The organism is Thermoactinospora rubra (assembly GCF_002093975.1).
Lineage (GTDB): Bacteria > Actinomycetota > Actinomycetes > Streptosporangiales > Streptosporangiaceae > Nonomuraea > Nonomuraea rubra_A.
In genome coordinates this window covers 40,324-50,312 of record NZ_MSZZ01000064.1, presented here as the reverse complement: position 1 = coordinate 50,312, position 9,989 = coordinate 40,324, and the positions used below count along the sequence as shown (strand labels likewise).

General features: G+C 70.9%; 21 protein-coding genes. 18 read left to right on the top strand and 3 right to left on the bottom strand.

The features are described from left to right. Positions 1–99: 99 nt before the first annotated feature. The 3 genes from BSB02_RS35045 to BSB02_RS35035 form a co-directional block, all read right to left on the bottom strand. Positions 100–1,455, bottom strand: a complete 1,356-nt coding sequence (locus BSB02_RS35045; RefSeq protein ID WP_084965305.1) for a tyrosine-type recombinase/integrase — start codon at positions 1,453–1,455, stop codon at positions 100–102. 34 nt (positions 1,456–1,489) lie between these two features. Further along, positions 1,490–1,861, bottom strand: a complete 372-nt coding sequence (locus tag BSB02_RS35040) for a hypothetical protein (RefSeq protein WP_084965304.1) — start codon at positions 1,859–1,861, stop codon at positions 1,490–1,492. A gap of 124 nt (positions 1,862–1,985) precedes the next feature. Next, positions 1,986–2,393, bottom strand: coding sequence for a hypothetical protein (locus BSB02_RS35035; protein ID WP_084965303.1), 408 nt, complete (start codon positions 2,391–2,393; stop codon positions 1,986–1,988). Between the two features lie 219 nt (positions 2,394–2,612). Here BSB02_RS35035 and BSB02_RS35030 point away from each other — a divergent pair, with 219 nt between their 5' ends. The 18 genes from BSB02_RS35030 to BSB02_RS34950 all read left to right on the top strand — a co-directional run bounded on the left by BSB02_RS35030 (position 2,613) and on the right by BSB02_RS34950 (position 9,975). Next, on the top strand, positions 2,613–3,077 hold the full coding sequence (locus tag BSB02_RS35030) for a helix-turn-helix domain-containing protein (protein ID WP_084965302.1): 465 nt from the start codon (positions 2,613–2,615) through the stop codon (positions 3,075–3,077). Positions 3,078–3,187: 110 nt separating this feature from the next. Next, complete coding sequence (locus BSB02_RS35025; RefSeq protein ID WP_084965301.1) at positions 3,188–3,649, top strand: hypothetical protein; 462 nt, start codon at positions 3,188–3,190, stop codon at positions 3,647–3,649. Then, on the top strand, positions 3,646–4,023 hold the full coding sequence (locus tag BSB02_RS35020) for a hypothetical protein (RefSeq protein WP_084965300.1): 378 nt from the start codon (positions 3,646–3,648) through the stop codon (positions 4,021–4,023). Before BSB02_RS35025 ends, BSB02_RS35020 begins: the two co-directional genes overlap by 4 nt. After that, positions 4,020–4,277: a hypothetical protein gene (locus BSB02_RS35015; protein WP_084965299.1), complete on the top strand. Its 258-nt coding sequence runs from the start codon at positions 4,020–4,022 to the stop codon at positions 4,275–4,277. The genes BSB02_RS35020 and BSB02_RS35015 overlap by 4 nt, the downstream gene beginning before the upstream one ends. Next, positions 4,277–4,669, top strand: a complete 393-nt coding sequence (locus BSB02_RS35010) for a hypothetical protein (protein ID WP_084965298.1) — start codon at positions 4,277–4,279, stop codon at positions 4,667–4,669. Before BSB02_RS35015 ends, BSB02_RS35010 begins: the two co-directional genes overlap by 1 nt. Beyond that, positions 4,666–5,055, top strand: coding sequence for a hypothetical protein (locus tag BSB02_RS35005; protein ID WP_084965297.1), 390 nt, complete (start codon positions 4,666–4,668; stop codon positions 5,053–5,055). Before BSB02_RS35010 ends, BSB02_RS35005 begins: the two co-directional genes overlap by 4 nt. Then, a complete protein-coding gene (locus BSB02_RS35000; protein WP_084965296.1) occupies positions 5,052–5,987 on the top strand; it encodes an ATP-binding protein in 936 nt (311 codons plus the stop codon). The genes BSB02_RS35005 and BSB02_RS35000 overlap by 4 nt, the downstream gene beginning before the upstream one ends. A gap of 76 nt (positions 5,988–6,063) precedes the next feature. Then, complete coding sequence (locus BSB02_RS34995) at positions 6,064–6,285, top strand: hypothetical protein (RefSeq protein ID WP_084965295.1); 222 nt, start codon at positions 6,064–6,066, stop codon at positions 6,283–6,285. Continuing rightward, entirely contained in the window at positions 6,278–6,496 is a 219-nt protein-coding gene (locus tag BSB02_RS34990; RefSeq protein WP_084965294.1) for a helix-turn-helix domain-containing protein, read from the top strand. The genes BSB02_RS34995 and BSB02_RS34990 overlap by 8 nt, the downstream gene beginning before the upstream one ends. Further along, entirely contained in the window at positions 6,496–6,696 is a 201-nt protein-coding gene (locus tag BSB02_RS34985; RefSeq protein ID WP_084965293.1) for a hypothetical protein, read from the top strand. The genes BSB02_RS34990 and BSB02_RS34985 overlap by 1 nt, the downstream gene beginning before the upstream one ends. Before the next feature lie 13 nt (positions 6,697–6,709). Next, positions 6,710–7,120, top strand: coding sequence for a hypothetical protein (locus BSB02_RS34980; RefSeq protein ID WP_084965292.1), 411 nt, complete (start codon positions 6,710–6,712; stop codon positions 7,118–7,120). Positions 7,121–7,204: 84 nt separating this feature from the next. Beyond that, positions 7,205–7,474: a hypothetical protein gene (locus BSB02_RS34975; RefSeq protein ID WP_084965291.1), complete on the top strand. Its 270-nt coding sequence runs from the start codon at positions 7,205–7,207 to the stop codon at positions 7,472–7,474. After that, the gene (locus tag BSB02_RS34970; RefSeq protein WP_084965290.1) at positions 7,471–7,968 is read left to right on the top strand and encodes an RNA polymerase sigma factor; all 498 of its coding nucleotides are present in this window, start codon (positions 7,471–7,473) and stop codon (positions 7,966–7,968) included. Before BSB02_RS34975 ends, BSB02_RS34970 begins: the two co-directional genes overlap by 4 nt. Further along, on the top strand, positions 7,965–8,447 hold the full coding sequence (locus tag BSB02_RS34965) for a hypothetical protein (RefSeq protein WP_084965289.1): 483 nt from the start codon (positions 7,965–7,967) through the stop codon (positions 8,445–8,447). Before BSB02_RS34970 ends, BSB02_RS34965 begins: the two co-directional genes overlap by 4 nt. Next, a complete protein-coding gene (locus BSB02_RS34960; RefSeq protein WP_084965288.1) occupies positions 8,444–8,938 on the top strand; it encodes a hypothetical protein in 495 nt (164 codons plus the stop codon). Before BSB02_RS34965 ends, BSB02_RS34960 begins: the two co-directional genes overlap by 4 nt. Continuing rightward, positions 8,935–9,072, top strand: coding sequence for a hypothetical protein (locus BSB02_RS40860; RefSeq protein ID WP_158088823.1), 138 nt, complete (start codon positions 8,935–8,937; stop codon positions 9,070–9,072). Before BSB02_RS34960 ends, BSB02_RS40860 begins: the two co-directional genes overlap by 4 nt. A 2-nt stretch (positions 9,073–9,074) precedes the next feature. Then, positions 9,075–9,548 (top strand): hypothetical protein, encoded by a 474-nt coding sequence (locus BSB02_RS34955; RefSeq protein ID WP_084965287.1) that lies wholly within the window; start codon positions 9,075–9,077, stop codon positions 9,546–9,548. Further along, positions 9,541–9,975 carry a helix-turn-helix transcriptional regulator gene (locus BSB02_RS34950; RefSeq protein ID WP_158088822.1) on the top strand — a complete coding sequence of 145 codons (435 nt, stop codon included), beginning with the start codon at positions 9,541–9,543 and terminating at the stop codon, positions 9,973–9,975. The genes BSB02_RS34955 and BSB02_RS34950 overlap by 8 nt, the downstream gene beginning before the upstream one ends. Positions 9,976–9,989 lie beyond the last annotated feature (14 nt).

The window sequence follows — 9,989 nt, the reverse complement described above, 5'->3', positions numbered from 1 at the left end:
GACTTCTAATCCGACGGTCGGGGGTTCGAATCCCTCAGGGCGCGCGGGGTCTGGCAGTGATCGTAAACCGGCCTGGTAGACCATTGCCAGACCATCGCGTCAGCCGGCGCTCTTCCGGCCCCGCCGGGGGATGATCGCGATCGTCGCGTTCGCCGCCTCCTGCGCCACATCCGGAAGCACGCTCGTGTAGGTGTCCGCCGTGAAGCTGTGCCGCGCGTGGCCGAGCGTCTCGGAGATGTACTCCATGTCGACGCCGGCGGCGAGCATCATCGTCGCCGCGCTGTGCCGCAGATCGTGGAACCGGATCGGCGGCAGCCCGCACCGCCGCACGAGGATCTCGAACCGCTGGCTGGCGAACTCCTCCCGCAAGGGCTCGCCGTTGCGGCGCGTGAACACCGCCTCCGACTCCACCCACGCCTCGCCGGCACGCAGCCGCTCGCGTGCCTGCTGGGCCCGCCACGCCTTCAGCAGCCGCACGTTCTCGGCGCCGAGCGCGATGGTGCGCACACCGGCCTCCGTCTTCGGCCCGGCCTCGGCGGTCTGCACCACCTCCAGCGTCCCGGCCTCCAGGTCGAGGTCGGGCCACTGCATGCGCTGGATGTCGCCGCGGCGCAGCCCGCGGGTGGCCACCAGGTGGAACAGCGGATACAGCCGCTCGCTCGTCTCCTCGCAGTAGTCGAGGAACTCCCCGGCCTGGGCCGGGGTCCACACCATCACCGGGCCGGGCACCTCGCCGGTGCGCCGCCAGCGGGCCACCCGCTCGGCGGTCCACACCATCGGCTTGGGCCGCACGACGCGGGGCGGTTCGGCGTGCTTGGACGGGTCGTGGCCGATGCGGCGCGTGCGGTAGGCGTAGGACAGCGCCGAGGACAGCACCCGGTGGACCAGGTGGATCCGGGCGGGGGAGATCGGCCGGGAGGAGTGCAGCCCGCCGTTCCGCCCGTCGCGCCACTCGGCCGTCGCCCGGACGGCCAGCAGCCGGCGCAGCAGCTCGCTCGGCTTGGCCCCCTTGGGCAGGTTGTTGATCTGCGCTATCGCCTCATACAGATCGTGCAGGTGGGTCTCGCGCAGGTCGGCCAGCCGTAGGTGGCCCAGGCCCGGGTCGGCGTACAGGTCGACGACCTCGGTGTAGGACTGCAGCGTGCTCGGCTTGAGCCGTTTCTTGCTCGGCAGCCACACGTCGCGGAGGAACTGGCGGACGGTGAGCTGCCGGTCCGGCACCGGCGCCCCCGACTCGGCCTCCGCCAGGAGCCTGGTCAGTTCCTTCTTGGCGATCGTCTCGTTCGGGTAGGGCCCCGCCCAGGGACGCCGGCGTGTGCCGTCGGGGCCGGCGGGCAGCTCGTAGCGGACCCACCAGGTGCCGTGGCTGCGTTTGGCCAGCAGGGGGCATTTCTTGCCGAGTTTCCTGCCGTTGTCGTCGCGGCAGTTGCACCGTTTGGCGACGTGCCCAGCCATGGTGGCCTCCTCGAACAGAACGAATTCCGGCCTGCTACAAATTGTGAATTCTGCTCAGCAGGAAAGTGGAGTGCGCGGCGAGTTCGTCGGCCAGGTCCTGGGGGAGCAGTCCGCGCTGGAGGTAGACGTCCGCCTGGTACGGCGTGAATTCGATCTGCACCAGACGCGATCCCGGAATGCCACGCTCCAGGAAGTAGCGCACGACCGGCGGGCGCCGCGGGTCGATCTGGGGGACGAGGTCCGCCAGGGTCTTCTCGCCGACGTCGCGAAGCGGCTGGATGACGGCCGGGTCGACGCCGGTCCGGTCGATGTACATGGTGAGCTGCCCATTCGACCACCGGGTGTTCACGCGGCTGGCCAGGAGGTCGGCGGGGGCGGCGAGGTGGATGTGGAGCGACGGGGTCATGCGGGCCTCTCTGGGCGGATGTTGCCTAGGCTGCCGAGTGTGACCACACGTGTCCGTATTTTGTTGTCGCCGTTCGCGAACGGAAATCAGGTTGTTACCTGCGTATTCGAAAGGTCGCAGTCCGTTATTTCGTCATATGCCGTGCTATGTCCTCCACCATGCGGATAAAACGGGCACGCTCTTCCGGTGACAATCCCTCGGGAACCGACACGGCCACCCAGTCCCTGCCTCCGCCAACCGAAAATTCCGCGACCTCCACGCCCAGCCATTGAGCCGCGGCCAGCTCCGCCAGCATCTGAACCGGGACGTTCATGCCGGCCGCCAGAGCGCGCAGCCGCCACAGTTCCGGCGCGCGGGACATGGTGCCGTGGGCGAGGGAGTTGATCCAGGTGTGCTGGAGGGTGAGCCCTGTCATCGGGTCCACGGCCCGGCGCGCCAGCGCTCGTTCGCTCTCGTCATGCTCGGCCAGATAGGTGCGCACGAATGCGCTGAGCTGGTCCGTCTTGCCGTGAGTCCCACCACTCGTCGGCATGTGCCCTTCTTTCGTCGGGGGCCGTCGGGTGCGTCAACGGCCGCCTCAGTTCTACCCGCTCGGTAAGCCGGTCAACTAGTAAAGGCGAGTAAACCAGAACCGGCCGGTAAGTATGTGCCGGGAGCTCCAAAAGAATCTACCCAGCAACACTAGACACGGGTCATCCCCGCTCGGTACTGTTCGGGCTATCGGACAACGGAACTGTGAGGAATCCAGCACATGGCACGCGCCCTACTGCTCCCACGACCAGGCAAGCTCCGCGCCGCCATCACCGCCGCCGGCCACAACGGCAAGACCCTGGCCGAGCAGGTGGGCGTGTCCAAGCAGTTCATCAGCCTGCTCATGAGGGGACAGCGGACGTGCCGCCCCGCCGTGGCCGACGCCATCGCCTCGGAGCTGGGCGTGCCTGCCAAGGCTCTTTTCATCAGCCCCGCCGTGTCCGAGGATTCGGACAACGATGATCCGGAGGACGACCCCATGGCCAGCCCCGCCGTCGAGCTCGACGACCCCTACCTGTACTTCAACGAGGTCGCCAAGCTCCTCAACATCCCCGTGAAGACCCTGCGTGACCTGCGCGCGAAGGGCAAAGGGCCGGACTTCTTCCCGCGAGGCCAGCGCCTCATGATCCGCCGCTCCAAGGCCCTGGAGTGGTTCCGCGAGACCTACGAGAACGCCACCGAGTAGGAGCGGCCCCGCACGCCTCCTGGCATGACTGCGGGCCCCAGCCGCCGCATCGGCCAGAGCCCGCCGACCCCGCACCCGACCCAACACACAAAGAAAGGGCGCGAAGCCTCATGACCATCATCGCACCGAACACCACCCAGACGGCGCAGACGTTCCCGCGTGACCTCGTCTCCGTCGCCCACCTCGAAGCCCGCGCCTGCATCCGCTGCAACACCCTCTTCGCCGACGACGCCGTGGTCGATCTCGCCGGCACCGTCACCTACGAGGACACCGGCCCCTGGCGGCTGTGGCGCTGCCGCGTCTGCCCGCCCATCGCCACGGTGATGGCCGCCCTGGCCGGCTACGCCGCCGAGTACCGCCTCGACTCCGGTGGTCAGCACGCGGTCTCGCAGGTGAAGGTCGCCATGCTCGCCGCCGCCTACGGCGTCGACCCGGCCACCGCGATGGACCTGGTGCGCGAGGAGTGCTGGGACCCCGACATCCGGGCTGTGTTCGCGGAGGCCGACGAGCTCATCGAGCAGGCGCGCCGTACCGCGCAGGCCGCCGAGTACGGCCAGGCGGTGACCCGGTGAACGCCCCCATCCCGGGCCTGGGCGCGCAGCACGCCGCCGCCTACCTCGCCGACCTCCTCGGCGAGCCCGCTGCCCGGCAGGCCCCCTGCCGCCAGTGGGTCATCGGCGAGACCGGCACCCTGGCCGGCCACCTGCCGCGCGGCGCCACCTGGACCGACGTGGCCGACGCCCTCCACACATGGGCGGGGCTCCTCGACAACAGCCGCTGGGCGTGGGGCTACCACCAGGGATTCGTCACGTTCGGCCGGATCAGCGTGACCGGCACCCGCCACGGCCGCCCGGTCGAGATCGTCGCCCACGTCGACCGGCTGGACGCCACCGACCGGGCGACCCTCATCGCCCTGGCCACCTCGCAGGAGGCGACGACCCAATGATCACGCTTCCCGTCATCGAGATCGACGCCACCGCGATCAAGCCCCGGCACCTGCTCGCCTTGGGCGACGGGGTCGGATGCGTCACCGAGGTCGACGCGAGCACCCCCGGCGTGGTCGAGATCCGGTGGGTGCCGATGGACGGCGACCCCCGCCTCGGCGGCGGCGTGCTCACGGTCGCCCCGCACGAGACCGTGCCGTGCCACCGGTTCGCCGACTGGGTCGCGACGCTGCCCGCAGGCGAGGTGGAGCCGTGATGGACCTGCACCTGGACCCGCACCACCCGCCCAGCGCGGACTACACCCGCCAGGTCGCCGACGGCATGGCCGAGGCCGTCCGCGTCCTCAACCACGCCACCATGCACCCCGACGCCCTGCCCCACCCCTCCACCGTCTACACCCTCGTCGGCAGCCTGCGCGAGGGAACCGCCGGCCTGCCCCAGCTGCTCCGCCAGATCGAGACCCGCCTGCGGGAGTGGGCCGAGTCCGGGCGGCTGGCCGACGACAGCGACGACCCGGCCGCCCGGCGGGCCGACGCGGAGGTCGCGCTGACCGACGCACGTGGGTACGCCGCCGTGCTGACCCGCAACCTGGACCGGCTGCACCAGGCCACCTCGACGCTGTACCTGCGTGAAGGCGGTGGACAGTGAGCAACCGTACCGCCTACATCCAGGGCCTGCGCGCCGTGGCCGACCTGCTGGAGGCCCACCCCGACCTGCCGATGCCGTACCACGGCAGCCGCAGCGGCGAAGAGCTGATCTTCGTGGACACCGAGGACGCGGTCGCCCATGCGCTGCTCTACATCGCCGCCATGGAAGAGCCGCCCCTCCTCCACATGGAAACCGGCGTCTACGCGCTCCGTATCCAGGGCCGCATCCACGGCTACGGGGTGGAGCTCTACCTGAGGGCCGACCGCGTGTGCGAGAAGCGCACGATCGCCGTCTACACCGCGCAGGGAGAGCAGCGCGAGATCACCGAGTGGGTCATCCCGCCCGCGCTGCTCGCCGCCGCCCAGCAGGACGGAGGCGTGTCATGAACTTCGTCTTCACCCCAGCCACTAAGGAAGAGGCCAAGGCCCGCGTCGCCCTCACGGGGCCGTCGGGGTCCGGCAAGACCTACACCGCGCTCGCCCTGGCCACCACGCTCGGCAGCAAGGTCGCCGTCATCGACACCGAGCGCGGCAGCGCCTCGAAGTACTCCGACTTGTTCTCCTTCTCCCGGCTCAACCTCCAGAGCTTCGAGCCCACCACGCTGGTCCAGGCCCTCGCCGCCGCCGGCGCGCAGGGCCACGACGTGGTCGTGGTGGACTCGCTGTCCCACTTCTGGTCGGGCACCGGCGGCATGCTGGAGCAGGTCGACGCCGCCTCCCGGCGCGGCTACAACGGCAACTCCTTCGGCGGCTGGAAGGAAGCCCGCCCGATGGAGCGGGCGATGATCGACGCCCTGGTCTCCTACCCGGGCCACGTCATCGTCACCATGCGGTCCAAGACCGACTACGTGATCGAGGAAGACCACCGCGGCAAGAAAGTGCCGCGCAAGGTCGGCCTGAAGCCCGAGCAGCGCGAGGGCATCGAGTACGAGTTCGACATCGTCGGCGACCTCGACCACGAGAACACGCTGATCGTCACCAAGTCGCGGGCGCCGAAGATCTCCGGCCGGGTCATCCCCAAGCCGGGCGCGGACCTGGCCCAGGAGATCCTCGACTGGCTCAGCGACGGCACGCCCGCCCCCGACGCCAAGCACTACCGCGACATGGCCGTGGACCCCTACGCCACCCGCGAGGACCTGGCCGCGCTCGCGGGCGAGGTGAAGGAGCGTGGCCTGCTCGGCGCGGCGGTCATCGACGAGCACGGCGACGCGACCAGCCTCGGCGACCTGATCCGCCGCCGGTGGAAGGAAGCCAAGCCGGCCACCGACGCTAAGTCGGCCACCGGCGCCGCGCCCGCGAGCGGCGGTGAGGCGCGATGACGGTCCGCTACTACCGGCTGCGCACGCCCGGCAAGGTCGCCGTCTCCGCCCGGACCGGCAAGCCGCTGGAGGACCAGTGACCACCCGGGGCCGCTACAGCGGCCAGCCCACGCCCCCGGTCCCGCCGGCCGGTGTCGTCCGCGTCCGCGTCGTCGGCGCCCCCGACGACGTGACCGCCTACATCGCCCGCGCCGCGTTCGCCGGCGTCGTGGTCAGCCAGTCCAAGGCGTTCCCGCGCCGCGACGAGCCGGGCCAGGTGGCCATCCACCTGAAGGTGCGGGTCAGCGGCGATGCATGAGCCGTACCAGTTGCCGCCCGGCACGCCCGACCTGCTCACCGTCGGCGAGGTCGCGCGGATCTTCCGTGTGAGCCCCAAGACGGTCTCCCACTGGGCCAAGACCGGCCGCCTGCGCTGCCTGCGCACCCTCGGCGGGCACGCGCGGTTCCCGCGCGAGGTGGTCGAGACATTCCTCGCCCGCACCGACCCGGCTTCGGCCAGGAGGACCTGATGAGCGACCAGTACACCGACCGGATGGTGGGGGACGAGGCCCTCGCCGAGGAGCTGGAGCAGGAGCTCCTGGGCGACCTCGACGACCGGGGCGGCTGCGAGGACTGCTTCTGCTGCCCCTTCGGCGGGTGCGGCGGCCCGAACTCGCAGTGCCCGACCGACAGCATCGGCGACTCCAGCTGCCCCTGCACCTGTCCCTGACCTGGAGGACCAAGTGATCATCGAAGACGAGAACGGCCAGATCTGGACCCGCGAGGACTTCGAGGAGCCCCTCGAAGGCGAGCCCGAGCCCGAGGAGCCGATCGACCTGGAGGAGATCGAGACCGCCTGGCACACCACCGTGACCGACCCCAGCACGGACGGCGCGGCGTTCCGCACGGCCCTCATCCTGAACGCCGTACCCCAGCTGATCATCGAGCTGCGCCAGGCCCGCGCCGAGCTGGAGCGGCTACGCGCCGGCGAGCGGTGGGAGTACACGATCACCCGCGACGGCGCCGTACCGGGGCCGGACGCCCCGCCCATGCGGGTCGACACCGGCAGGCAGCTCGCCGACGGGGAGCAGTTGTGGGGCCGCACCGTCTACGCCACCCCGTGGCAGCCGATCTCCACCGAGCCGCCCTTCTGACCGCCGCCCACGGGCGGACCTATCGGGGGACCGCCCGTGGGCCTGACCAGTCCCACCAGCACCATGCACCACTCAGGAGCACTCATGATCCACCCTAAACCGGGCCAGACCCTCCCCAAGCCTCTCGCCGACCTCCAAGAGACCTACAAGGACACCTGGTCCATCTGGGTCAGCACCGCCAGCCACGGCGACAGGCCCCGCTGCTACGCCAGCCGCCTGGTGCGCGACCTGTCCAACGCCGAACGCCGAGCCGGGCTGGACATGACGGTAGGCGCCGACACGGCTGACGAGCTGGCCGTCGCGCTGATCACACAGACCGAGATCGAGCGGCGCCTCGCGGGAGGGACCGCGTGACCAAGCGTCCGTACATCAACCGGCGCCGCGAGCTCCTCCTGGAGATCCAGAACGAGCTGCTTCGCGAGCGTTACCTGATCGAGGCCGGCCGACGCGATGAGCTGGACGTCTACGACCGGTTGACCGACCTGGTGCTGGTGCGCGACATGGACTGGGTCCGCGGTGTACTCGCTCGCGAGATCCGCCGCCGGGTACGGCAGTGCGAGGACGAGAGGCCCGAGCGGGACCGGCGGATGGTGCGAGTGGCGGGTCTGCGGGAGCGGGGTCTGTCCATTCGGCAGATCGCCGAGTACCTGGGGGTGTCGGTCGGCACCGTTCACGGCGATCTCACCCGTTGGGGCGAGGTGGGCGCGAAGGTCACCGAACTGCCGTTCAAGAGCGGCGTTCAAACCGCCGGTGAGACCCCCACCCCGACCTCGGACCCCGACACCGAGATGAACGCCGAACCTGAACGGCCGTTGGCGGCCGTCGCACCCCTACGGAGACACCATTGAAAACTCCCCTCTGGCTCAAGGAGGAGATCGCCGCCTTCGGCGCGCGGATCCTCAACGAGGAGATCACCGAAGAGCAGGCCGTCCAGCAGATCCGGCTCCAGTCCGCCCGCGACTACCCCGATCACGTCTATGCCGTCTACGACGAGTACATCGGCAAAGCGCTTCGCGCCTGGATGACCAAGCGGGCCGCCGCCGACATGGCCGGCCTCGACTCCGCCCAGCTCGTGCTGCTGCCCGGTCTGCCGCTCGTTCTGGAGATCTCGCCCGGCCGGTTCGCCGCCCAGGCCGTGATGACCAAAAGGGACTGGGAGGCCGCCCGCCGCCAGGCGCGCACCAAGGCCGACAACGCCACCGGCTACGCCGACCGGATCGACGCCGCCTACGACCTGGTCGTGCCGCTGCTCACCACCGACGACATGACCACCGCCGACGTGCTGCCGGAGCTGACCGGCCAGCTGCACCTGGAGAGAACGGCATGAGCCACCCCTACACCTCGGAGATGACGCCGGCGCCGCTGACCGAGGACGCCGCTCAGATCATGCGTGGCCTGCTGGAGCAGGCGGTGAAGGAGCGGCAGGCCGTGGCCGACCGGCGTGCCAGCTACCAAGGCCAGCGTGACGCCCTCCGCCAGGAGTACGAGCGCAGGGACGCCGCCCTCGCGGCCGAGATCGACGCCCAGGACACGCTCGGCGCCGAGCTGGACGCGACCATCACCCGGTATCGGCAGCGGCTCGGCCACACCGAGACCGCCCGCCCCGAGCCGTACATGCCGCAGACCGGCATGTGGGCGCCGCCGCCCCCGCAACACCCCAACAACGACCCGCCCGCCGGCTACTGCGTGTGGTGCGGCAACCCCGTCTGGCGCGAGGAGAAGGGCCTGACCCACGCCTGGGGACCCACCTGCAACCCCGACAGCCCCGACAGCAGCACCGCCGACATCGGCAACCGCGACGAGGAGGCGGGGCCGTGAGCGGCCTGCGCCGCTGGTGGACCCGGCTCCGCCGCCGCGGCCACCACCGCGGGCGTCACCGCCACCACCCCGGCCGGGCCGTACACACCAGCCGCTGGGACACCCACATGCCCGGCACCGTCTCCTGGAGCTGACCATGACCGATCAGACCATGGCCCTCCTCCTGATCAACGGCGCCGTCCTGGGCGTGCTGGCCGCGGCCGGGGCCGGCGTGCTGATCCGCCGCCGCACCGCCCGGCGCGGGGCACGCCACCGCCACCCGTCGGGACGCCGCCTGGCCGAGGGCCTGGACTACCCCGTCTTCATGCCCGGCTGGCACCCCGAAACCTGGCCGCAGCAGGAGGACTGGACCGACGTGCACCTGGCCGAGCTGCACGACCAGCTGTGGCCCGGCGAGGAGTGGACGTTCGTGCTGGACTGCCCGCACCCGCTGCTGCCCGGCTACGCCACGCACGCCGAACTCCAGGCGCCAGAACCGGGCCACGAGCCCTACCCACGCGACGGCGAGCCGTATGAATGCGCCTGCGGCCGGCTCCACATCCGCCGGCCCGGCCGCCGAACTCGGCGCGCTCGGCGCCGCGCGAGCCGTACCGGGGGCAGCCATGGCTGACACCGCCACCGTCGCCGCCATGGTCGAACAGCTCTACATCGAGCGCCACCGCCGCCGCCTGCGCCTCCGCGAAGTAGCCGACCGGATGGGGGTCTCCGGGGCCGCCCTGTCGGCCTGGGAACGCCACGTCAGCGCACCCCGGGCACAGCACCTGATCGCCTGGGCCCACGCCCTGGACCGGCAGCTCATCCTGCGCACCCACTACGGGCCCATGGCCGTCACCTCGCTGCCAGACCTCACCGCCCTCCTGGTCAGCGAGCGGAAGGCCCAAGGCCTGTTGCAGCGGGAGGTCGCCGCGGCGTCCGGCCTCAGGCAGTCCCAGATCTGCGAGTGGGAGAGCGGGAACAGGCCGCCGACGGCGCCGTCGCTGATCCGCTGGCTGGCCGCCTTCAACTGGCATCTGGACCTGCCCGCCCGCGACCCGTAACAGGCTGCCCGCCG

Excerpts from the sequence above, each read along its gene's own strand:
- BSB02_RS35045 (WP_084965305.1), bottom strand. The coding sequence starts at position 1,455 with ATGGCTGGGCACGTCGCCAAACGGTGCAACTGCCGCGACGACAACGGC.
- BSB02_RS35040 (WP_084965304.1), bottom strand. The coding sequence starts at position 1,861 with ATGACCCCGTCGCTCCACATCCACCTCGCCGCCCCCGCCGACCTCCTG.
- BSB02_RS35035 (WP_084965303.1), bottom strand. The coding sequence starts at position 2,393 with ATGCCGACGAGTGGTGGGACTCACGGCAAGACGGACCAGCTCAGCGCA.
- BSB02_RS35030 (WP_084965302.1), top strand. The coding sequence starts at position 2,613 with ATGGCACGCGCCCTACTGCTCCCACGACCAGGCAAGCTCCGCGCCGCC.
- BSB02_RS35025 (WP_084965301.1), top strand. The coding sequence starts at position 3,188 with ATGACCATCATCGCACCGAACACCACCCAGACGGCGCAGACGTTCCCG.
- BSB02_RS35015 (WP_084965299.1), top strand. The coding sequence starts at position 4,020 with ATGATCACGCTTCCCGTCATCGAGATCGACGCCACCGCGATCAAGCCC.
- BSB02_RS35010 (WP_084965298.1), top strand. The coding sequence starts at position 4,277 with ATGGACCTGCACCTGGACCCGCACCACCCGCCCAGCGCGGACTACACC.
- BSB02_RS35000 (WP_084965296.1), top strand. The coding sequence starts at position 5,052 with ATGAACTTCGTCTTCACCCCAGCCACTAAGGAAGAGGCCAAGGCCCGC.
- BSB02_RS34990 (WP_084965294.1), top strand. The coding sequence starts at position 6,278 with ATGCATGAGCCGTACCAGTTGCCGCCCGGCACGCCCGACCTGCTCACC.
- BSB02_RS34985 (WP_084965293.1), top strand. The coding sequence starts at position 6,496 with ATGAGCGACCAGTACACCGACCGGATGGTGGGGGACGAGGCCCTCGCC.
- BSB02_RS34975 (WP_084965291.1), top strand. The coding sequence starts at position 7,205 with ATGATCCACCCTAAACCGGGCCAGACCCTCCCCAAGCCTCTCGCCGAC.
- BSB02_RS34960 (WP_084965288.1), top strand. The coding sequence starts at position 8,444 with ATGAGCCACCCCTACACCTCGGAGATGACGCCGGCGCCGCTGACCGAG.
- BSB02_RS34955 (WP_084965287.1), top strand. The coding sequence starts at position 9,075 with ATGACCGATCAGACCATGGCCCTCCTCCTGATCAACGGCGCCGTCCTG.
- BSB02_RS34950 (WP_158088822.1), top strand. The coding sequence starts at position 9,541 with ATGGCTGACACCGCCACCGTCGCCGCCATGGTCGAACAGCTCTACATC.